General features: G+C 46.5%; 23 protein-coding genes. 5 read left to right on the top strand and 18 right to left on the bottom strand.

Annotated elements, in window-relative coordinates; genetic code table 11:
- Window positions 1–119 precede the first annotated feature (119 nt).
- The gene (locus ACWQXP_RS07230; protein ID WP_454062157.1) at window positions 120–1445 is read right to left on the bottom strand and encodes a hypothetical protein; all 1326 of its coding nucleotides are present in this window, start codon (window positions 1443–1445) and stop codon (window positions 120–122) included.
- Window positions 1446–1967: 522 nt separating this feature from the next.
- Window positions 1968–2297: a winged helix-turn-helix transcriptional regulator gene (locus tag ACWQXP_RS07225; protein WP_454062156.1), complete on the bottom strand. Its 330-nt coding sequence runs from the start codon at window positions 2295–2297 to the stop codon at window positions 1968–1970.
- 137 nt (window positions 2298–2434) lie between these two features.
- On the opposite strand from ACWQXP_RS07225, the gene ACWQXP_RS07220 reads away from it, so the two are divergent.
- The 3 genes from ACWQXP_RS07220 (at window position 2435) to ACWQXP_RS07210 (ending at window position 4684) form a co-directional block, all read left to right on the top strand.
- On the top strand, window positions 2435–3298 hold the full coding sequence (locus ACWQXP_RS07220) for a pirin family protein (RefSeq protein WP_454062155.1): 864 nt from the start codon (window positions 2435–2437) through the stop codon (window positions 3296–3298).
- Window positions 3299–3345: 47 nt separating this feature from the next.
- A complete protein-coding gene (ycaC, locus tag ACWQXP_RS07215) occupies window positions 3346–3972 on the top strand; it encodes an isochorismate family cysteine hydrolase YcaC (protein WP_454062154.1) in 627 nt (208 codons plus the stop codon).
- 439 nt (window positions 3973–4411) lie between these two features.
- Complete coding sequence (locus tag ACWQXP_RS07210; protein ID WP_454062153.1) at window positions 4412–4684, top strand: glyoxalase superfamily protein; 273 nt, start codon at window positions 4412–4414, stop codon at window positions 4682–4684.
- A gap of 434 nt (window positions 4685–5118) precedes the next feature.
- Here the strand turns inward: ACWQXP_RS07210 and ACWQXP_RS07205 are convergent, their stop codons facing one another.
- The 16 genes from ACWQXP_RS07205 to ACWQXP_RS07130 form a co-directional block, all read right to left on the bottom strand.
- Window positions 5119–5973, bottom strand: a complete 855-nt coding sequence (locus ACWQXP_RS07205) for a universal stress protein (protein ID WP_454062152.1) — start codon at window positions 5971–5973, stop codon at window positions 5119–5121.
- Window positions 5974–6439: 466 nt separating this feature from the next.
- On the bottom strand, window positions 6440–7747 hold the full coding sequence (locus tag ACWQXP_RS07200; protein WP_454062151.1) for a Ni/Fe hydrogenase subunit alpha: 1308 nt from the start codon (window positions 7745–7747) through the stop codon (window positions 6440–6442).
- Window positions 7728–8579, bottom strand: a complete 852-nt coding sequence (locus tag ACWQXP_RS07195; RefSeq protein ID WP_454062150.1) for an NADH-quinone oxidoreductase subunit B family protein — start codon at window positions 8577–8579, stop codon at window positions 7728–7730. The genes ACWQXP_RS07200 and ACWQXP_RS07195 overlap by 20 nt, the downstream gene beginning before the upstream one ends.
- Complete coding sequence (locus ACWQXP_RS07190) at window positions 8576–9412, bottom strand: FAD/NAD(P)-binding protein (RefSeq protein ID WP_454062149.1); 837 nt, start codon at window positions 9410–9412, stop codon at window positions 8576–8578. Before ACWQXP_RS07190 ends, ACWQXP_RS07195 begins: the two co-directional genes overlap by 4 nt.
- Window positions 9413–9478: 66 nt before the next feature.
- Window positions 9479–9679, bottom strand: coding sequence for a c-type cytochrome (locus tag ACWQXP_RS07185; RefSeq protein ID WP_454062148.1), 201 nt, complete (start codon window positions 9677–9679; stop codon window positions 9479–9481).
- A gap of 10 nt (window positions 9680–9689) precedes the next feature.
- Complete coding sequence (locus ACWQXP_RS07180) at window positions 9690–10157, bottom strand: c-type cytochrome (RefSeq protein WP_454062147.1); 468 nt, start codon at window positions 10155–10157, stop codon at window positions 9690–9692.
- A 48-nt stretch (window positions 10158–10205) separates the two neighbouring features.
- Window positions 10206–11687, bottom strand: coding sequence for a c-type cytochrome (locus tag ACWQXP_RS07175; RefSeq protein ID WP_454062146.1), 1482 nt, complete (start codon window positions 11685–11687; stop codon window positions 10206–10208).
- Between the two features lie 261 nt (window positions 11688–11948).
- Window positions 11949–13640 (bottom strand): FAD-dependent oxidoreductase, encoded by a 1692-nt coding sequence (locus ACWQXP_RS07170; RefSeq protein ID WP_454062145.1) that lies wholly within the window; start codon window positions 13638–13640, stop codon window positions 11949–11951.
- 38 nt (window positions 13641–13678) lie between these two features.
- Window positions 13679–14806 carry a 4Fe-4S dicluster domain-containing protein gene (locus ACWQXP_RS07165; protein WP_454062144.1) on the bottom strand — a complete coding sequence of 376 codons (1128 nt, stop codon included), beginning with the start codon at window positions 14804–14806 and terminating at the stop codon, window positions 13679–13681.
- A 36-nt stretch (window positions 14807–14842) separates the two neighbouring features.
- Complete coding sequence (locus ACWQXP_RS07160) at window positions 14843–15883, bottom strand: hypothetical protein (protein WP_454062143.1); 1041 nt, start codon at window positions 15881–15883, stop codon at window positions 14843–14845.
- 66 nt (window positions 15884–15949) lie between these two features.
- Window positions 15950–16228: a hypothetical protein gene (locus ACWQXP_RS07155; RefSeq protein ID WP_454062142.1), complete on the bottom strand. Its 279-nt coding sequence runs from the start codon at window positions 16226–16228 to the stop codon at window positions 15950–15952.
- A 7-nt stretch (window positions 16229–16235) separates the two neighbouring features.
- Window positions 16236–17210 carry a universal stress protein gene (locus tag ACWQXP_RS07150; RefSeq protein WP_454062141.1) on the bottom strand — a complete coding sequence of 325 codons (975 nt, stop codon included), beginning with the start codon at window positions 17208–17210 and terminating at the stop codon, window positions 16236–16238.
- 44 nt (window positions 17211–17254) lie between these two features.
- A complete protein-coding gene (locus ACWQXP_RS07145; RefSeq protein WP_454062140.1) occupies window positions 17255–17680 on the bottom strand; it encodes a cupredoxin domain-containing protein in 426 nt (141 codons plus the stop codon).
- 50 nt (window positions 17681–17730) lie between these two features.
- A complete protein-coding gene (locus tag ACWQXP_RS07140; protein ID WP_454062139.1) occupies window positions 17731–18198 on the bottom strand; it encodes a c-type cytochrome in 468 nt (155 codons plus the stop codon).
- Window positions 18199–18302: 104 nt separating this feature from the next.
- Window positions 18303–18758 carry an Hsp20/alpha crystallin family protein gene (locus ACWQXP_RS07135; RefSeq protein ID WP_454062138.1) on the bottom strand — a complete coding sequence of 152 codons (456 nt, stop codon included), beginning with the start codon at window positions 18756–18758 and terminating at the stop codon, window positions 18303–18305.
- Window positions 18759–19298: 540 nt separating this feature from the next.
- Window positions 19299–20183 carry a universal stress protein gene (locus tag ACWQXP_RS07130; protein ID WP_454062137.1) on the bottom strand — a complete coding sequence of 295 codons (885 nt, stop codon included), beginning with the start codon at window positions 20181–20183 and terminating at the stop codon, window positions 19299–19301.
- A gap of 395 nt (window positions 20184–20578) precedes the next feature.
- Here ACWQXP_RS07130 and ACWQXP_RS07125 point away from each other — a divergent pair, with 395 nt between their 5' ends.
- Together ACWQXP_RS07125 and ACWQXP_RS07120 are read left to right on the top strand one after the other, a co-directional pair.
- Complete coding sequence (locus ACWQXP_RS07125; protein WP_454062136.1) at window positions 20579–21952, top strand: sigma-54-dependent transcriptional regulator; 1374 nt, start codon at window positions 20579–20581, stop codon at window positions 21950–21952.
- A 68-nt stretch (window positions 21953–22020) separates the two neighbouring features.
- The gene (locus tag ACWQXP_RS07120; RefSeq protein WP_454062135.1) at window positions 22021–22410 is read left to right on the top strand and encodes a four helix bundle protein; all 390 of its coding nucleotides are present in this window, start codon (window positions 22021–22023) and stop codon (window positions 22408–22410) included.
- The last annotated feature ends 33 nt before the right edge of the window (window positions 22411–22443 follow it).

Genomic DNA, 22443 nt, shown 5'->3' with positions numbered 1-22443 from the left:
TCTTCTTTTTAACGTCAAAACGTAACTTCTCTGCTTCTCGATTTCCCCCAAGTCGAGGAGGTCTAAGTTTCTTTGAAGATACCGCACTCTGCAAGCTTCAAAACGAAGGATGTTTCCTTTTACCTTCGTAATTGCTGTGGGGGTGTTTTCATCTGGAGAATATCTGCTTTGGTTTTTGGGTACTTCTTCAATTCTTCTTTACTGGCTCCCTGCACGAGATCAGTTGGTGATGATAAACGTAAGTAACTCATCATGCCAAAGTGGGTGTCCTTATCAAATGTGAGACTGGCCATCACCGAATCACCTTTTATTCTGCCTAAGGTCGTTCGGGCCTCATCGTGCGATCGTGCGTGAACCTCAAAGATGTTTGTTTTCGCCCGTTCAGGAGTCATGAGATGTTCAAATAACTGCCGTCGTGGATTGCCTTGAGCCACGGGCCACACAACGGGAATTAACACATGGAGTTTGTCCCATTCTTGGGGACCTAATTTTTGTTTCCATTGGCTTAGTGCGCTCAACCCCGCTTGTATTTGCAATTCCATGGCGGCTTTCATGGCCTCGGCGATGTGAGGGATTATTTTATGAGCAAATGCACTATAAGACTTTTCATCACCAGTACCATTTGCTATACAGTCCTGTAAATACGTATTCACCATATCTAACATCGTTATGGCTCTGCCGGATGTTGCTTGACTCATATCACTTTTTTCTAAAAGTTCTTTAATCTTTTCAACATATTTCTTATATTCAATCAAAGGTTCTTCCCATCCTTCGGGTCGATTGGCCGCATTGTCAAAGTAGGGGGAGATCAAAATAAAGACGCCCATTGGTATGTGGGAAAGAATTTTTTCCATCTCATACATGACCGAAGTCGGCGTGACCGTTTCTACAGGACGGTCTCTTCGGTACAGGTAATAGGTACTGCCGACCCCCTCTTTTCCTGGTTCATAGTCACTCGCAATGATCACGGGATAAATATTCTGACCAACGTTTCGGATGAAATTTTGATAATTGTTTTTCCTAAACCAATCCATGTTGCGCATGGATTGGTATGTTTGTTTTCTGAAATGAGCGGCATCCGTCTCAGTATCAGTAGATTCGGCTCCTTCTCCATCGACAGTGGGCCTGACACCTTTATAGTCAATATAATCCACTTTCTTGTCACCCGCGTACGAAACACTTTTCATCAAAAATTCTTTGTAAGCCTCGTCTTTTTCGAGTTCTAGGAGGGCTTTAAAATATTCTTTATCACCCTCTGGGTAAACGTTTTCCGACTCAGAAAAGACTGGCATCGGCAACAATAACGTTTGAAACAACATGCCGGTCCCTACGATCAATGTCAATAAAAATAATTTAGGTGTCCTTAAATGACGGCGTTGAAAAAAAGGATATGATGACTGAATGACAATTTTCGGTTGGCGGTTCTTTTGAAATGTTTTCAACATTGTGAGCTCCCTATTCAAAAAGAATGGATGAGAATTTCAACGCGATTTTCACGCCTATTGTTGGCTGCTCCAGATAGTCAAAGGAAGGTTCCCTGATCTTTCCTTTTTTAAACTGGGTTAAATTTAGAGGTTCAGTTGGAAAATGGGACATTCTTCTTTTCTTAATCTACATTCTTCTCCACTGACGTGGCAGCTGGTTGACCACCAGAAGCATCGAAGGTTTTTGGTTCTTCTATCGATGAGAGTCGTTTTCGTTCTTCTCAATGACTGAGTGCCATTGAGCAATGTATCGAGGCCAATCATCTCGATGCACTTGTGAACGATTCGAGCATATTGCTTGAGGTAAATACAACATAATTATAATCCGCTTTTTTTGGTGAATTATAATGATGGTTTAGATGTTTAATGTTCGCTATCTCTCTCAATGCGGATGTTCGATGATGTGATTTTCGTCCAGAGGTTATGTCAGGTTTTACGCGGTGGCGGCAGATTGAAAACGAGGTATGTGGATTAGTGTTCTGCTTAGTTTTTACGTGATGCGATCCGTCCGTAGTATTCCCCCCATTCCTGCATGGCCAACAACACGCGTTTGAGTGAGCGTCCAACGGGAGACAACGAATATTCCACACGAGGTGGAATTTCTCGATAGTCTTTTCGTTTAAGCAACCCTCGTTCTTCCATTTCACGCAATTGTTTGGTGAGCGTGCGATGGGTAATACCGCCTAACTCCCGTTGCAATTGATTGAACCGCTTGGTGCCCTCAAGTAACTGATGAATAATTAAGATTTTCCATCGTCCCGCAATGACTTCTAGTGTCACTTCTACCGGGCAAGAGACATTCTTTGTGGGCATTGAGGTCTCCTTTGGTCTTGGCGGTATCCTTAAGGTCCGTACTTGCATAAAGAACGTGTAAGGTTTATATATCATTGAAGCATTGAAAAAGAAACGATTTTTATCTCGCTGCTACACGGAAAAAAAGGAAGAATGCTATGACAATGAAATCCAAAAACCTCGTCAACATCGAACGAAAAACCGGTCAGCATTGGGTTGGAAATGGGTTCCCCGTCACGACGATGTTTTCGTATGACGATCTTGGAAAGGAGTTGAGCCCGTTTCTCCTGCTTGATTATGCTGGCCCTCTGGCATTCGAACCGTCCGACAAACCACGGGGAGTTGAACAACACCCACACCGTGGGTTTGAAACCGTCACCATTGTGTATCAAGGTGAGGTCGAACACCGAGACAATGCCGGGAATTCCGGAAAAATCGGACCAGGCGATGTCCAATGGATGACGGCAGCACGCGGGATTCTCCATGAAGAAATGCATGGACGGGACTTTACCAACAATGGCGGCACCCTCGAGATGATCCAGCTTTGGGTCAACCTGCCTGCGAAAGACAAAATGGGCGAACCGCGGTATCAGGAAATTGTCAACAACGATATTCCGGTTGTGACGTTAGCTGAACGCGGCGGTATGGTTCGAGTCATCGCAGGTGATTATCAAGGCACAAGGGGGGCGGCGAAGACCTTTACCTCCATCAATGTCTGGGACATACACTTGAACACAGGACAGAAGCTCGATCTGTCCTTGCCCGAAGGATTTACTACCGCACTCTTAGGCATGAAAGGCACGGTGATGATGAATGGCACGCAAGCACTTAATGGCAAAGAGCTGGCGCGATTCGAACGAAATGGTGACCATGTTGCCCTGGAAGCTACAAGCGAGGCGACCATTCTCGTCTTGAACGGAGAACCGATTGACGAGCCCATCGTGGGACAAGGTCCGTTTGTCATGAACACAGAAGCAGAGATTCATCAGGCCATGACCGATTATCGAGCCGGTCGCTTCTAATATTTTGAGTACCCAGCAAACAAAATTTTTATAGGAAGGATCAACCCATGGCATCAAACTACCAGTATAAGCGTCTTTCCAAAGATGACGCGGCCTTATTGTTGGTGGATCATCAATCAGGCCTGATCTCCGTCGTACAAGATTTTGGACCCGGTGAGTTCAAAAATAATGTCTTGGCCGTGGCGGCATGTGGTGCCTATTTCAACCTCCCGACTATCTTGACGACTAGCTTTGAAAATGGCCCCAACGGCCCCTTGGTTCCCGAACTGAAAGAGATGTTTCCCAAAGCGCCCTACATTGCGCGTCCAGGAAACATCAATGCCTGGGACAATGAGGACTTTGTCAGTGCGGTGAAGAAAACAGGTCGGAAGCAACTCATTATCGCCGGGGTCGTGACAGAAGTATGCGTGGCTTTCCCCGCTCTCTCGGCGATTGAAGAGGGCTACGACGTCTTTGTGATCACCGACGCCTCTGGCACCTTCAACGAGGTCACCCGTCACAGTGCATGGTTACGTATGCAGGCTGCTGGCGCGCAAATGATGAGCTGGTTTGGCATGGCGTGTGAGCTGCATCGCGATTGGCGCAATGATATTGAAGGATTGGGCACCTTATTTTCGAACCATATTCCCAATTACCGGAACCTCATGACCAGCTATTTTGCTAAGAACGGGTAGACGGTCGCAGGCATGCGGTTCTTACGTTGCTAACAGCGACGCAACGAGAGGTCCTCGCGCGGATCTTAGAAACTGTGCTTCAATCGTTAACCGATGCGAAAGACGGTGCGCGACGCATCTGTCGGCTTTGTGATGAGTGAGTGTGTAGACCACAGGATTGTCCAGTTGAAATCGCAGCAGGGCTAAGGGAGGCGGAATCGAGTACCTAGCGGTTTTTCAATGACTGCTCTTGGGTGTTTTGGGCCGTTTCGGCCAGGGGGAAAAGGTACCCGCAAATGGACATTGCGGAAATATTATCTATTAAGATGTTAGAATTCTAAGGTTATGGGAATTGAACCATTCATCAAATGTAGCGAAATATCGGAGTCATTAAAAATTTTATACCAGTATTTTGGACTTCGTAATCGTACGCCCGCCCGAAGCTGACCCAGCCTCTTTCATGTCGAAATATTCTCTAATTGAACGAGATGGATGTTTAGTCCATCTTTCGTCCCATAGCGGAGATGGAGTATTTGGAAATTCCATTTATGTGCGCGTTGATGACATTGCTCCTCTATATCGTCAGTTTGTTGCCAATGATCTCAATACGGATGCCCCTGACAAATACCCATCGTTGAGAATACAACCAGTGGTACAAACTTGGGGAATGAAAGAATTTTCTGTAGCAGATCCAGATGGGAATAAACTTACGTTTGGGCACCAGGTACTGTGACGAAGGTTCTCACAAGTGCTTCCAACTGACTCAGCTACGCCCCGACGCTCAACCATCGTTAATGCCGGCTATTGGCTAAACTCTGCGGAACAGTTTAAACGATTGTCAAAGAGGCTATGACCAGACAGTAAATTTCCGAGTTCGACGGTGAGTTCAATTGATCTGCGTAACCCGATTTTCCACTGTCTATAAAATCGCATGGTGACGAGGTCATTTAATCTCTTCCAGTCAGCAATCTGAAACGGTCCTAAAACAGGTTTTCTTAATCAGGACTTATAGTGAATCCTTCATCACAAAGGATTGTTCTCCTACCAGCCCACTGACTGTTGATCAGTGGGTCTTAACCACCTCATTTCTCTCTGAGGCTTTTTCTCTGGGTAAGAGCTTCGTCAATTTCAAATCTGAGTGTCGTGTGTCACAGATAATCCTTCCCGTTATTCTGCCGGTACAGCCAAGACTGGGCATCGCGCTTTTCGAACGATCTGCTCGGTTGTACTTCCACGGAGTGCATCCAAAAATCCTTGATGTCCTTGCGTGGGCATCACAATAAGGTCAGCCGCTAATTCCTGCTCGACTTGTAAGATCTCTTCAACCACGTCACCAGATCGAACGATGTAATTCCAGGTACCGTTGGTCCGTTGAGATTGATCGCACTCGGGCATCTCTTGCTCATCGCCGATATACAACACGGTGACGGAAGTATTGACACAGCCCAAGGTATTTATCAGGGTTGTAATGGCCTGTAAGGCCACCGGTGGCTGTGGGTCATGATCGATGGGAATAAGAATGTTCTGTAGAGTGAGCGTTCCGTTTTCTGGTGACACAAAGCCATCTGTGGAGAAGGGAACAAATAGGGTCATGATTTTAGATTTTCGTGCGACGGGCTCAGAGACAGAATGAAAAAATGGTCGTCCGCCAAGTTGATGTGTTGCAAGGACCAGGAGGTCTGCAGGATGACGGTCGAGATGTTCGAGGATTGAGTCTGAAGGATCTTTTCCTCTGTAGAGGATTTTTTCAACATCAATTTTGGAATGCGGCCTATGATCTATTGAATGTTCGTGAGAGGGGAGATCCCATTTGGCCAGCGTCGCTCTCACCGATGGAAACTCTTGCCAATTCAGTTCGTCTAAACCTTCATTGACATGGAACAAAGTGAGTTTCGCACTTGCGCCCCACGCAAGCTTGAGCGCATGCGCAAAGGCAATATCTGGATTCGACGAGAAGTCGTTCGCATGAAATATGGTATTCAGTGAAATTGTCTGAAGGGGTGAGCCTGTATCAGATGTCATATGATTCTAACTTCCTTCCTGTTACATGTTCAAAGTTTCACGGTTTAACATCAGTGGTTTTTCGGATTCTTGATGTCACCCGCCTACTAGCTCGAGGCACGTCGCTAACGTGCCATAGCTGCTTTCTCTCGTTCAGGAATTGTTTGTTGATGTCGATACCATAACCTGAATCGTGTCGTTACTGTTTTGCTTATGATGTCAATCGAGTAATTTGAAACATGGCTCCTACTAGAACGACGTTCAAGTGTACGATATTTTTTAGAACCTGTAAGATAACATTTGTCAGCGAGTAAGGAAATTCTTTGGATATATGAGTCAATGGTCCTCCATCTTTCTCTGAAAACCTGGCAAATCCATTGATTCAGAATAGTAGCAGTTTTTCTTGGTGATGCTCTCGCGTGTGGGGGGAGTGTTCTTACGGATATTCAGAGTGCCATGGCGCCAGGAGTCCTAACCCGCGTCGTGATCATGAATGTATTTTCTTGATGTGCAATTTTAAAAAATGCGTGGCACAAGAGATACATGGATCATAGCTGCGTACGATTTTCTCACATTGTAAAGCCACTTCTTCGTCTGGTCGATCAAGAATGTGGGGTAGAAAAGCTCGCAGGTCTTCTTCAATTCGTCGTTGGTTTTGAGAAGTTGGTGGAACGATCTTCGCAACCTGGATTGTTCCATCTTCATTGATCTGATACCGGTGATAGAGAAGTCCACGTGGAGCTTCGGTGATGGCCATGCCAGTGCCAGCTCGAGGGCTTACGGAAACCGATGCATCCTTCGAATCTTTGTACTGTTCAATAATACGCAATGCCTCATCAACGGCATGCAGAATCTCTAGCGATCGCGCCACAATTCCCTGCGATGCCTGCTTAAACGGTAAAAAAAGTTCTGTTGTAGAAAGGACCTCTTTCACAAGAGGCGAAAGCCGATCAAAGTTGAGATGGAGACGCGCCAGAGGGCCGGCTAAGTATGATTGTCCGTTGAACAGGCAATGGAGTGCATTGGAATAGGGAACTTGTACCTCTTGAAACTGTTGTTCAAAGTTTACAGCAGAGATTTCTAGTCCGCGGTTGGACGCCACAAGTCCTTCGTTCATCGGATAGTCCATCGCTGATCGGAGAGCCACAAATGTGTACTCGTGTTCTAAGTCGGTAAACTCAAATGCAGCTGTCCATTGAACGGTGTCGATTGCCGCATCTCGAGCCCACAAGAGATCCTCTCTAAGGGTTTCCAATTCTCGTTTTGAGGGAATTCGAGAGAAACCTCCGACTTTTACAGACACAGGATGGACCGATCGACCGCCGAGTAGGGTTAAAAGTTGATTGCCAACTTTTTTGAGCCGAAGCCCTCGTTTGACAATATCAGGATAGTCCTTGGCCATTTCGATCCCGCTTGCGTAACCAAGAAAATCTGGCGCATGAAGCATATAAATGTGAAGCGCATGACTTTCAATCCATTCTGCGCAATAGAAGAGCCGACGCAGAATTCGAATGGATTGTGGTACCTCAATCCCGAAGATGGGTTCCAAGGCATGAACCGCACTCATTTGATAGGCGACGGGGCAGATACCACAAATGCGAGCCACGATGTCTGGGACTTCGCTGTAATGACGTCCTTGAAGAAAGGCTTCAAAAAATCGAGGGGGTTCAAAAATTCGAAGTTGCACATCTTGAACTTCCTGATCACGGACGGTGACATGGAGTGCACCCTCTCCTTCAACTCGTGCCATCATGCCAACTTTAATGGTTCTGATGTTACTTGATTTCCCAGGCATCGCTCTCTTCTCGAAATGGTCGAACATATCCGTTGATTCCCCTGAATCGACGAACCATGTCCCGGGGAATTATCTGGAATCCTTGATGAAATTGTTGAGCTAGAGACGACGTATTGGGCGGGACACCAGGGCCCTGAGATGGACTCTCAGCAGGACCGAAACATCCATAGCACTCACGTCCCATTTGAGGACAAATGGCTCCACAGCCTGTACGTGTGACAGGTCCAAGACACGGAAGACCCTTGGCCACCAAGACACACACCTGTCCCTGACGTTTACATTCAAGGCACACACTGTGGGTTGGAATTCGAGGTTCGACTCCCGCAATCAGATTCGTCAACACATTCAGCAGTTGATAGCGATCAATCGGACAACCCCAAAGTTCGTAATCAACCCGCACATGTTCTGAGATTGGGGTTGAGGTGCTCAAGCTTAGAATGTGCTCTGGACTTGGGTAAACAGCCTGCTTGAAAGCTTCGACATTTCCCCAATTGCGTAAGGCTTGAATGCCTCCTGCAGTGGCACATGCGCCAATCGTCACGAGAATCTTTGCTTGGTTTCGAATTTCGATAATGCGAGAGGCGTCTTCTGGGGTGGTAATGGATCCTTCGACTAGGACAATATCATAAGGGCCTGGGGTCATCCGACTTGATGCTTCAGGAAAGTAGGCGATATCCATGGCCTCGCCGAGCGTTAATAACTCGTCTTCCATGTTCAACACATTAAGTTGGCATCCATCACAGGACGTGAATTTAAACACTGCCAGCGTTGGACGTGTTGATCCCTGGGCTGACTCGTGCTTTTGCTGATATTTGAGAGCTTCTTTTCTCATATGCCACCTTTTCCTAAAAACGGCATAACGTGATCGAGTCGCATTACGGGTCCATCTTTACACAAAAAGAATGGCCCCAGTTGGCAATGCCCACAAAGCCCGATGCCGCACTCCATATGACGTTCCAGTGAGACGTACATGTGATCAGGGCGAAGTCCTCGATGTGTCAGCATACTCATCGACACGCGCATCATGATTTCTGGACCGCACATCATCACGAGAGTTTGATCAGGGTTTAGGTTGATGCGATCAAATAGTTCTGTGACCACTCCCACATGGTAATGCCAAGTTTTGCCCGGTTCGTCACTTGTGAGATAGACTTCCGTATCTGGGTGATTTCGCCATATGTCAAAACGCTCTCGGTATAAAAGATCATGAGGTGCTTTGATCCCATGAAGAATTTTAATCGTGCCATATTGCTCTCTTCGCTGAAACATGTACTCGATCGCGCCCACGACAGGTGCGCACCCTAAGCCGCCTGTAATCACCAACACGTCCTTTCCCTTAGCTTCTTCCATAGGCCATCCCTTGCCGAATGCTCCACGAACACCTAGGCTATCTCCAATATTCATGCGCCCCATCACCTGTGTCGTCCGGCCCACAATACGGATTGTGTGATCCAGGTACTCGGGTTCATCAGGATCTGAGACGATCGAGATGGCAACTTCCCCAACTCCGAAGACGTAGAGCATGTTGAACTGGCCAGCCTGGAAACGAAACTGCTGCCGAACGCCAGGATCAGTCAGTTGTAATCGGAAGCTGACGATATCTGAGGCTTCGTGTCGCTTCTCGACAATCGTCGCTGCGTGAATCAGGTAGGGATTGGAACGCATATGATTCTCAAGAGTCTTCTCTATCACAATTTTTACGATATGAGAAAAGCGAATAATTGAAACAGGTTACTGACTGAGAATCCGGAGGTAGGCAAAGATATCATGCGTTTCCGCATCTGAAAAATCACCGTTCCAAGAGGACATGGCTGTTCCTGGACAGCCATGTCGAATGACATCGAGCAGCTGATTATCTGACTTCTGTCCTGGACAGTGAAGTCGGCTGCTGGTGAGATGAGTGATTGGCCAATAGGCAGTCACCTTCTCCAAATAAAAGATTCTAGGCCCCTTGAAACGATCTCAAATAGGTGACAAGTTGCCATGCCTCTTTTTCGCTGACATATTGGGGCATAAATGCAGCCATATCTGTTCCGTGACTTCCATTTTTGAGAATCCAAAAAATTTCTCCATCGCTTCTTGCCGTTTGCCATGCTCCATCAGTGAAATTTGTAGGCAAAGGTTGAGAAGAACTATCATAGTCTGGTCCTACTGGTAGCCCTTGCCCGTCACGTCCATGACAAACCGAACAAAAGGCCCGTCCTTCGTAAAGAATCCTTCCTTTATCAACAAACTCCTTGGTGACGGAATATGGATTCTTGAGCGACTGTGCTTCTTGTAGTTGATCAGGAGGAACACGCGACTTCAATTCTCCGGAGTAGGCGATAAATCCAAGCTGAACACTCAAGATGAGCGTGAAAACCGTTACTAGGGAAGTACGTCTTTTGACGTTCAATATGTGCTGGTTCATTGGAGTCCCCTTTCTTCAACTGGGCATCAATGAATGATCAATCATCGATTACTTGGCTAATGTTCGGATATAGTGAATGAGCTGCCAGATTTGATTATCCGGCATACCCGCAAACGCCATCATTCCAGTTCCTGCAGATCCATTTTTGATAATCCAAAACATCTGTCCATCTGAAATGTCTTTCATGGTCTCTCCGCACGTAAAGTTCCGCGGATGTGGATTCAACGCGGCCCCCATGGGTCCATTCCCGTCGCCTTGTTCCCCATGACATTGTATGCACGCCAAGGGCTGCGCCGTTTCATGATACAAGATTTCTCCACCCTTGATGTTCTCTTGAGAATTCGGCAATGGATTAGCAAGCTTGCGAAACTTTCCAGGTGCTTGCTTCGTGTTTCGTGGTTGGGGACACACACCTGATGCTGTGTCGGATGGTGAAGCCGAGCTCGCGGTGTCCGGTGATCCTTTAAATGTCGCTGTTAAATAGGCAATGACATCGGCCACACCTTGTTTTCCGCCAATCGTCAGTCCCCAATACGGCATCAAGGGTGACTTCCCGACGCCTTTTCCTCCGTAATAAATCACGTTATACAGATAATCGAGAGGAATCTTTTCAAACGGGATATTGGCATGGACTGCTGGTTTGGGCTCTAATCCCGACGCCGCAGGCCCATCGCCTTTCCCTTCCGCTCCATGGCATTGCGCACAATATTCTTTATAAATGCGAGCGCCATTTTCGACATTCGGATGATCGAACTCGTCACTTTTCCAAGGTTCATAGTAGGGAAAGTCATCAACCCCTCGAGTGGCGATAAACCCTGTGACATATCGAAGTCCGAGTTCACTGACATCCCCCACAAATTCCCCACTGTGCGGCACAAAATCTGGGGGGCTGGAGTTGAAGCGGTAGATCCAATCAGCGTTCAGTCTTTTTCCTGCATCAAAGAACGAAGCGCTTTGCGGCCCTCCGGTCTTTTTCCCATCCACCATGATTTGATGACAGCCAATACAGGAATGTTGCGTGAAAATTTCCTCACCAAGCTTAGCCTCTTGCTGACTAAACGTGCTCATATCGATCGCATTCTTCTTCACTCGCGAGTCTTGCAAGTCCTTTTCGAAGTAATCCGCAATGGCCTCGGCCTCCTTTTGAGATACAGTGATGTGGGTCTCTGGCTCTTGGGAAAGATCCCAGCGATAGCTTTTTTGATAGAGCATTGGGACCTTTCCTGTCAGCCAATCCAGTAGCCATGGTCGCTGGAATTTACTTCCTCCCCACATGAGATCTGGGGCTTTTATATTGAACCGACTTTCACTCTCACCATTAAATTTATGGCAGGTGGAACAGAGATTTTCGACGAGTTTCTTGCCTTCTTGCTCTCCACCCGCCCTACTCACGCCGGGGTTGAAAAGAAATACAAAGACACCCACAATGACTGCACAAACAGTTAATGATGACGCGTTCAACGCTCGGCCGACGTGATGCATGGTCAAAACCTCCTCAAAAAAAATGGCAAAAGTCTTTTGGGTTTTCATTGGGGAATTACTCCACAGTATGAATATTCATATTGTCGTTTTTTGCCTCAAAATGAACGTTCTTATGCATTTGAGTAGAGTAATCAGCAAATTTGACACCAGGATTCTATGCAAGGAACAGTGAAAGGCAAAGCCAGTAATGACAAAGCATTTATAGATATAATTGAAATAATGCTTTGGGTGAGAGAAGTCATACGTTAACTCGAGAGCGTTAAGCTGTAACTTAACGCGTAAACAAAAAGAGAAACGAGGATTGGATATTTAGATATTTTGGGTTTTCGTATTTTCTGGAAGTAGGGGATAACTTAACATTCCCCCCGTGAGATTGTAGACGTGCTCGAACCCATGTTGAAGCAAGATGCGTACAGCGAGGTATCCCCTTAGCCCCACGCGGCAATAGACCACGGTTTCTGTTTGAGGGGCGAGCTCGTGAAGGTGTTCGCGAAGGTTATCAATTGGAATAAGACGGGCCTGCTGGAGATGTTGTTCAGCAAATTCGCTTGGGCTTCGCACATCGAGGAGTTGTAGGTCCGGATTATTCGTGAGTTTATGCTGTAATTCCTCACTCGTGATGGTCTGTACTTCCCCTCGTAGCGTATTGGCAGCAACAAATCCGGCCATAATGACTGGTCCCTTGGCCGAATTGAATTGAGGAGCATAGGCTAAGTCCAACTGTTCTAAGTCTTCGACGGTTAATCCTGCGGTGAGTGCAGTTGCGAGCACATCAATTCGTTTGTCTACCCCGTGTTCCCCAATAATTTGAGCGCCGAGCAACTTTCCTGTCTTTTGTTCAACTGTCAACTTCATATGGAGTTGTTCCGCCCCAGGGTAATACCCTGCGTGATCGAGTGGATGGGTGACAGACACGAAGTAGTCATAGTCGTGTGTCTTTGCATCCTTTTCCGATAAGCCGGTTTTGGCGGCAATGATTCCCATGGTCTCCACAATGGCCGTACCCAGGGCACCTGGGAAGTGCAGATCGCCACCCGCAGCATTGGCTCCCGCGACACGTCCTTGTTTATTGGCCGGGCCGGCCAGTGGCATACGTGTTGCCTTACCGGTCACCAAATGTCGAACCTCCACGGCATCACCGGCCGCATAGATATCTGGATCTGACGTTTGTTGGTGATCGTTCACGACAATTCCTCCAGCATCCCCGATGTGAAGTCCAGCTTCACGAGCTAGTTTGAGTTCCGGTCGTACCCCAATTGAGAGAATGGAAAGGTCCATAGATAGTCGCAGACCACTTTGCAGCTCAGCTTCATATGCGATGCCATCCCGATCATGGAATGCTCGAATTCCATCGCCTTCGATGAGATGAATGCCTTTTTCTCGAAGATGCGCGGAAACGAGAGTTGCCATGTCTGGGTCGAATGGAAGCAGGATTTGATCGGCCATTTCTACGACAGTGACATCTAACTTGAGATTTATGAGAGCTTCTGCGGTTTCAAGCCCGATGAAACCTCCACCAACGACTACGGCCTGCTTGGGAGTATGTTCTGCCATGAACGTTTTGATTGCATCGGAGTCAGGAACGGTCTTGACGGTAAAAATATTTTTCGCAATGATTCCTGGTAGGGGAGGGACGATCGCACCGGCACCGGGAGCCAGAATGAGTTTATCATATGGTTCATGCGAGATAGCGCCGGTTTTCAAGTTTTTCACTTCTACATGTTGTTTGGAACGGTTAATACTTAATACCTCATGGCTAATTTTTACTTTGACCCGGAATCGTTTCCAAAAACTTTCCGGTGTTTGAAGCAAGAGTTCGTGCCGATCTGCGATGGTGTTGCCGACGTAGTATGGCAACCCACAGTTGGCAAATGAGACAAATGAGCCGCGTTCGAACATGACAATATCTGCCGCTTCATTGATGCGGCGAGCTTTGGCCGCCGCGCTCGCGCCACCCGCGACGCCACCAATGATAATAATTTTGAGAGAATGGCTTGTCATGGTTCAGCGCGAGTTCGCGGTTCTAACCCTCCCATTCATCAAGTAGACGATGATTCTCTTGGTTTGCAAAGTGCTTTCACTTCTTCAGTGATGTCAATGCCGACTGGGCACCAGGTGATGCATCGCCCGCAACCCACACAACCCGACATGCCGAATTGATCGACCCATGTTCCAAGCTTGTGCGTCAACCACATACGATAGCGATCCTTAATCGTGGGACGGAAGTTTTTGCCGTGAATATAGCCATGATCAGGGGTAAAGCACGAATCCCAAACTCGGGTATGTTCACTTTTCTGATAAGTCAGATCTGGTTGTTCCTCAACGGTATGGCAGAAACATGTGGGACAGACCATGGTGCAATTCGTACAAGCCAAGCACCGGTTCGCAACCTCATCCCACCGTGAGTGATCATGGGCTTCATACAGGGCTTCAGGGAGGCGAGTGGAATCGATGTTTCGAGTTTGACTAGCCGCACAAGCTTCGATTCGGTCGTTGTCCTGCTTTAGTCGAGCATCGGATACTGGCGAGAGTGAAAGCTGTTCAAGAATCTCTTCCCCTGCGGGACTTCCCGCCTCTAGAACAAAGTCTTGATCATCTTCAGTGAGCACTAAGTCAAAGCCTGATGTAGCCATCGGTCCTGTGTTCATTGACGCACAAAAACATGTGTCCAACGCACGAGTACAATTGACGGCGATCAGAAAAAGCGATTCGCGTCGTACTTGATAATATGGGTCTGGAAATTGATCCTGAAGAAAAATGCGATCCTGTATATTCAGAGCTGCAAGATCACAAGCACGGACACCGAGTATGGCTGTTGGGGCATTTTGTGGAAGAACTGGTTCAGCGGAAAAACTGTTCTTGCGACGTTCGATCGTTAAGAGTGGCTCTCGCGGTGCAAAGGTTTCCCGTTTTAAGGATTCTGGTCCATGTACGACATCAAACAACCGCTGAGTGTGTTTCGCTTCTAGGCGGTATTGTCCCGGTTGTTGATGATCTTGCCAGCCGATGGGCAGATCGTCCACTTTGTTAATTTCATCCCAGGTTATGGCGTTATCTCGTACGACAGGTCCGAGTGTTCGGTAGCCTGCATGCTTGAGGGCAGTCAGTAGGCGCGGGAAGTCTTCACGTGCGAGAAGGCCGACATTATCTATGTGAGAAGGAGTCATTGTCTTGAGAAAGAGAAGCCGTATGATCAGGAGCGATTAAATTCCGACATGCCCTCGGAGTATATTGTAGTCATACCCTCGTGTCCCCGTGCGACGATAGGCGAGATCGTCTTGTTCCATTTGATCAATCAGAGCGGCAACTGTGCCCGTGTCTCCATCTCTCGAACAGACATGTCGTGGAGTTTCATCATGTAATACTGGACATGGCCGTTCTGCCCAGTCCAAATACACCGTCTCCAATAAGGGTCTCAGTATTTTCTGATCATCTTCTATGGCTACAATGACAGGCCTTGCGTTAAAGGTTTCAGAGAGTAGGTCAACCTCAGGTGGAATATGAGCTGGAGGTGTCGTGATTTCTCCTCGAAAGTGTAGTGAGAATCCAAATGTTCGAGCTAGTTCGTGCTTGAGGGTGTCGAGACGTTCTCCAGAATCAGTTTCAACAAAGAGTTGAGTGCGAGTGAGTGTTAATCTCGCCACACACAACTCTGAGGTTCCTTGAGTTGCATCGGTATTTTTCTGCTCCCATACCATAACAGTGAAATCATTACCTGACGGTTTCCGGTCAGTGGTTTCAGGTAAAAAGGCCCGTTCAAACCCTTTAAGCTGATCTAACCCTTTCTCAAAAATTGCTGGCTCTCGATGTTCATAGATTGCTATGGCGTAAAGATAGGGCTTGCCATTTGCCTCACGGTACTGTACCTGGGAATCTGCCATCCATATTGCGCCACTACGAACTTTTACCAGAGTCCAGAGAAAAACATATCCATATTGTTTAGCAAACGCTGGCCATTCTCCTAACGCAAATTGCCCTAACCCTATTTCTATTTCACGACGCTCGTCATCTATTAACGTGAAGAGGGTTTTACCCATGTTTGCTGACAGTGTCACTGCTGCTCCAGGAAAGGAGATATGATCAGGTTGACGAATGAGCCGAGTAAGAAGGATTTGGCCTTTTTTAAGAGTGGAGGACAAGATATTCTCAGTAACACGAAACTCTTGTCCATCACCTAAAGACTTTAGTAAGAGACTGCTGGAATCTGCTCCCACCTCTATCTGTGTGATTTCAAAGACGTCCATATATGAATGCCTGACGGCATCCAGCCATTCACGTTCTTCTTGTGGGACATGTTCCGTAATGAGGTCTCACACCTGTTCAATCAGTGTGGGATGGCCATCAGTCGGAAAGTAATCGCTATAGAGGTACAACGACGCCAGTTCCACTTCCTCGTGAAGCGGTACGACTTGAAAGGGTTGGCTCGGTTCAAAATAGGGACGTAGTGCAAACGAAAGTCCTAATTCTCTCTGTGCCTGAAAATCAGGTGCGAGAGCCTGATGCTCTAGACGATCGAATAGTGCTTTTAGCCAAGGATCAACGGTCATTTGCTGAAGTAATGGCTTATCGGTGGAACTCAAAGTATTCATGGTTATTCTACTGAGGGGATTCCTGAACAGTCTCTTTCTGGGTATGTTCAGAATCATGTTTAAATTTTGGGCTTTTGACTGTGAGGACCGGAACTGGAGATTGGCGAAGGACCGCCGCCGCAACATTTCCCATGACTAAGCGTCGGAGTCCTCGACGTCCATGAGTTCCCATGACAATAAGATCAGCACCTGATTCAGTCAGTGACTCGACAATGGCTTCGGAGACAGATTTGGTCTTAATCATATACCTGGCAGTAATCCCTTGTCTGGTGAACGCGTCAGTCAGGGAAGCTAACCGCGTTTTCACTTCCTCACGGTGCTGCTGGTCTTCCACGGGATGACTCAGAGTGAAATCTAAACTATAAGAAAAGGGTTCCAGTACATGGAGCAAGGTGATTGAGGCCTCAAAGGACTTCTCAAGATTGTCGGCATATTCGTATGCCTCAAGGGAGCAATCAGAGAAATCTATGGGAAGGAGGATATGACGAGGAGCAGCGCTAGCAGTCTCAGCTTTCGGTTCGCCAGTTGTCGTCGTTTGCCCACGTTCCATATTTCGAACACTGAGAACTGGGCACGGAGCCTTACAGATTACGCGTTCAGCTACACTTCCCATCAAGACCCGATCAATTCCTGTCCATCCATGGGTTCCCATAATAACGAGATCGGTTTGAGACGATACGGCAAGGCCAGATATTTCGTCCGAGGGTATGCCGTGAAGAAGATGCCACTGAACTTCCGATACTCTTTCTCTTGCTTGCATAACAAGAGTCTCCAATTGGGCCTGTGAAGTCTTCTCTTGCGCTTTGATGTAATTATTTGCGCTAAAAGAAGTGAGGTAGATAGGAGGAAGAATGCCTATCACATGGACGATGTCCAGTTTAGCCTCCCATGCCTCTGCCCACTTCAGTGCCATGTGAACACTTCGTTCGGACGAGGGAGAAAAATCAGTAGCTAAGAGTATGCGGCGAATGAATGTGTTCATTTGGAGATATTCCTGAAATTCTTTCGTGCGAAACAGTATATTGATTATGCCGTCCCTGCACTGATTAAAAGAATTTCTCCTTTCATGTCAGGATGAATAGAACATTGGAAATGATATCGTCCTGATTCACGAATCACAAAGTGAAACGTCGCCTTATGGCCTGGTTCAATAAACGCTCCTCCGACGTCATTTCCGTAAGCAATGACTCCCCCACTTTCCACTCGAGTATTGGAATTGTAAAAGATTGAAGATCCGAAGTCGTGACGAACTTCATCTTTATTGACGACGTTAATGACTGTTTGGGCATTGAGTTGAAGAGGCATTTGCGTTGAACGAAATTCGAAATCTTTAATGAGCACATCAACATATTGCTCAGATTGAGAATGTCCCAGCGACAATCCTATTCCCCAAATGCCAATCACGACCAGCAATCCGATGAGCATTCTGCTAGTGATGTATTTGAGTCGCATAGTCTGATTTCTCCTCTTCCTCAGGCCAATGTGTTAAGAGATAAACGAAGTCAGTTTGTCTTATCTGCATCCGGCGGCGGTTCAGGACTTTTCGGAAACGTGGCCAGGTATCGGAGGATTTTCCATATCTCCTGGTCGGTCAACAGACTCTGGGATTCCAACATTCCTGTCCCTGCACTTCCGTTCTTAATAGTCCAAAACAGTTCTCCCTCATTGCGATGTTTCCAAAAGTCATGCTTTCGAAAGTTTCTGGGTGGAGTGTGTAGTTTGATTGATCCAGTACCTTTACCATCGCCATACGTTCCATGGCATCGAATGCACAAACCCTTACCCTCGTAAAGAGTTTTTCCTTCATCAATGACGTGTTGAGATCGCGGGAGAGGGTTGACCAGCGCACGAGCTTCAAGACGATGGGTTGTAGGAACCTTGGAGTGCATAAACGCAGAGCCTCCCGCGCAACTGATCAGTGAACACATAAGCCAAATAATCCCTCCATGTTGTACCTGTGAAAATCTCATAATTTCTTTCCCAAAACCTTATACAAGAACTTGTCGCTGAGGAATGTAGAGTTCCTCTTCCACACATCGATCCACCGACGACCGCTGCATCTCATACGCGAACGTTACCCCACCTTCACTTCGATGCTTTTAGGTTTGGCTTTATGTGTTTTCGGAAGATGTACCTTGAGAAGCCCGTCCTTAAACTCTGCTGACACTTGCTCCGCTTCGGCGTCTTCAGGGACGGTGAATGTACGAGCAAAGCTTCCGTACGCCCGCTCAATTCGATGGACTTTTTTGCTTTTTTCTTCTTTCTCGTATTTTCGTTCACCCGTGACACTCAAGACATCATTTTGTACCGAAATTTTCACTTCGTCGCTTTTCACTTCGGGGAGCTCGGCCTTAATCACATACTCTTTTTCATCTTCCGAAATGTCTACAAGAGGAGCCCACTGAGCCACGCTCAATGCTTCTTGATTGCCACCACGTTGCTTGACTGGTGCACGTCCGAACAAGGTTGAAAGCCGGTTTTGGAGGTCGTCTAATTCACTTAATGGGTCCCATCGGGTCAGTGTGTTCATCGTCCTTCTCCATTTTTGGAATACATAAAATATGACTAGAAGTCTTCATGTCCTGTTAGGTGAGAGATGAAGCAAGCTACGTACCATCACTGTGGCCCAAAATACTTTTATATGTGGTGAATATGTAAAGAATTTTTTTCCAAGCGTCTTCTCATGTTCTCAATGCTGTGGAAAGGCGCCTCACCTATTTTCTAGAGAAATGGGGCAGAACACCTCAACAGTCATGGACTAGGTCGTGAATGAGAAAACAGGAAAATACTGAATTTCGTTCCAAGACAATGGGGGGATCAAGACTCTGGCACAGAGAGAGCAATGTTTGGATGTTCTGTTTTAATAGCTGAGGTTAGCGACAAAGATTGGCGTTTTTTTGTTGTGGACGACCATACTTGCAGCTCGCAAGTAGTATCATCAATTGTTTCGTTCTGGGCGAGCAGAACGGGATGACAAACTCACAGAACACGATCTTGGCCAGATGGCCAGAGATACATGCACTGAGAGGTCCTTCATGACGCTTGGCTATGATGTTTCGTTCAGAGGTACTTATGTAGTTCCGTACTGCGCTTCACGTACAATAAAAACTGGACAGTCAGCTTGATGAAGCACGCTGTGAGAAACACTTCCGAGTAAGAAGCGAGAAATGCCGTGTCGTCCATGAGAGCCCATCATTATCATGTCGGCCTTATTGGCACGTTGTTGTTCCAAGATGGCGTAGGAAGGATCTCCTAATCCGACATAGCTGGTTGCTGGATACCCCATGGTGCCTAGCTTGACAGTGAGAGAGTCGAGTTGTTCTTGTGCGTGTGTGATCGCATGCTCTTCTATCAACTTGCTTTGTCCTAAAGTGATAGGCCAAGGGGTTTGAGGCTGAGGCCATACCAGCATGAGTTGAATCTCCACAGACTCGCGAAAGGGCTTTTCTGCTAAAAACTTAAATGCCACGTGAGCATCCTCTTCTCCCTCAACTGGCAGAAGTATTTTTCGTAAAGAGGCCAAAGGATCTTTGAAAATAACGGTCGAACAAGGCGCATGGAGCACGGTACGGTGAGAGACACTTCCCAATAGGAGTTCCTTCATTTTTCCTAACCCTCGGGCTCCTATCAGGATCACGTCAGGAAGAGCCGACTGTGCGGTTTCCAATATGACCTGCGCTGGAGATCCGATTTGATGAATTTGTTGCGCTGGTCCAAAATCCCTCGGTAAATCTTGAACCGCATTGGTAAGCAAGGCATTTCCTTTCTGACGCAATTGCTTTTCAATGTTATCACGCACTTGATCGCGGACTTCAGATGTAATCATAGGATGGTCTAATTCCGGCAGCGTCAGTGCATGCACGAGGGTTAATTCTTCCGGAGGCTTGAAATGTGCAAGAGCATGAACTGCATTCATTGACTGAGTCGAACCATCGATTGCAACAAGCAATTTCATCTCGTAATTCCTTTTTATGAATTTCCACAAGATCCAAGAGTAAGTCGCACATGAATTAAAGTGAGCAAGAGGAGTGCCACTGCGGTTATTGCGATGAATGGAGATGAGCAGGAAAAGAAAGGGATATTCATGTGAGTCTAGTTGATTTAATGAATTCTAGGGTAAAAGTGACGATGAATCATTGAACTCAACTCTCCTTACTAGATTATGGATTACTTTAATCACAAAAGATGGATGAAGAAATTTGTCCTATTTTGCTACAGTGAATATAGCGAATGCAGGGGCTATTTGCCCCAAAGTCTGGAAGTGAAGCTATTTGAACAGAAAGATGTTTTGTAGCGTAAGAAGTAGGAGGAGCTAGCGTTAGATTTTTAAACCAGTAACTTAGGTGGTGTATGGTTCAAGACCCAAATCGAATTCTGATCGTTGATGACGATCCAGAGATGCGAAATGTACTCCGTGATATTTTACTCGATCAATCCTATCATGTTGAAACAGCTCAAGAGGGACGAGAGGCTTTGCAACGACTTGCCAACCAACCATTCTCTATCGTCTTGACTGATCTTCGAATGAAAGGGATGGATGGTTTAGAGCTCCTTCAAGAAGTCGCGAAGAATCATCAAGAATGCAACCTTATCATGATGACAGCATTTGGGACCGTTGAAACGGCTGTTGAAGCTATGAGGAAGGGAGCTTTTGATTACCTCACCAAGCCGATTAAGACGGAAGAGCTTTTGGTGACGGTTGATAAGGCTATGCGCGAGGCACTGTTGCGCCGTGAAGTTAAGTATCTTCGAAAGCAGGTATATCGGGAATTCTCGTTTGATCAAATTCTCGGAAAAAGCAAACCCATGCGTGAGGTGTTTGACCTTATTCGTCGTGTCGCCGATTCACAAACGAATATCTTAATTACTGGAGAAAGTGGAACAGGCAAGGAGCTTGTGGCCAAGGCTATTCATTTTAATAGCCAACGTCAGTCAGCTCCCTTCGTTCCAGTGAATTGTGCGGCCATTCCCGAGCAATTGCTCGAAAGCGAATTGTTTGGTCACGTGAGGGGCGCATTTACGGACGCCAAATCGGATAAACGGGGTCTGTTCGAGGAAGCACAAGGCGGCACACTCTTTCTGGATGAGATTAGTGAATTGCCCATGATGCTTCAAGCCAAATTACTTCGAGCAGTGCAGGAACGAGAAATTCGACGAGTTGGTGCCACTCGCTCTAGCCCTATCGATGTCCGGATCATTGCCGCAACAAATGTGAAGTTAGAGGAAGAAGTGAAAGCCAAGAATTTTCGAGAAGATCTCTACTATCGGTTAAATGTAATTGAAATTCGTCTCCCAGCGCTTCGTGAACGTAAGGAAGATATTCCACTATTAGTTCAAGGGTTACTTGAGAAAAGTATTGCTGGACAGCAAAAGAGCATCCATGAAGTCGTCGAAGGGGCTCTTGCTCGATTATTGGATTATCAATGGCCAGGGAATGTTCGAGAACTTGAAAATATCATTGAACGGGCTGCCACACTTTGCCCAGGAGAAAAAATCACCCTGGAGGATTTACCTCCGGTCATTCGTGAGGTCCGAGGTGAAGGGCAATTGGTTGAAGATGCGGTCGATCGAATGCTTCCCTTAGAAGAATTAGAGCAAACGTACATTCGGCGAATTCTTGAAAAAATGGGTGGTAATAAATATCAAGCGGCTCAAGTGTTGGGAATTGACCGGAAAACTCTGTACAGGAAATTAGGTGAAATGGAAGAGAGGAGTAAAGTCTAAAGTATAAATATGAGTTTCAAGTTTCAAGTTTCAGGTTCAAAGTTTAATGTTAAAGCGTAGGAGAACAATTGGGAAAAGTTGAATGCTTTGAAGATCTTCAAGTCTGGCAAAAAGCAAGAATACTTTGTCATGAAATCTATCATGTGTCTAGCCGCAGAGAGTTTGCTAAGGATTTTGGACTTCGTGACCAGGTTCGGAGGGCCAGTGTATCGATCTTGTCAAATATTGCAGAGGGTTTTGAGCGAGATGGTTCGAAAGAATTTATTCAGTTCCTTTCACTTGCCAAAGGATCTGCTGGCGAGTTCAGGGCTCAATTGTATGTGGCGAGTGATCAATCATATTTGACAGAAAAAGAATTTGATAAATTGAAAGGTCAAGTTCAAGAAGTTATTCGTTTAACAAATGGGCTCATGAAATATCTTCGCAACTCAAATCTTAAGGGTAACAAATTCAAGTAATTTTTCAGGTACTTTTAGCTTGAGACTTGAACG

The sequence above is a fragment of the Candidatus Nitrospira salsa genome, from assembly GCF_965152625.1.
Note: the sequence above shows the minus strand (reverse complement) of the source record. Positions and strands in the feature narration are given on the sequence as shown.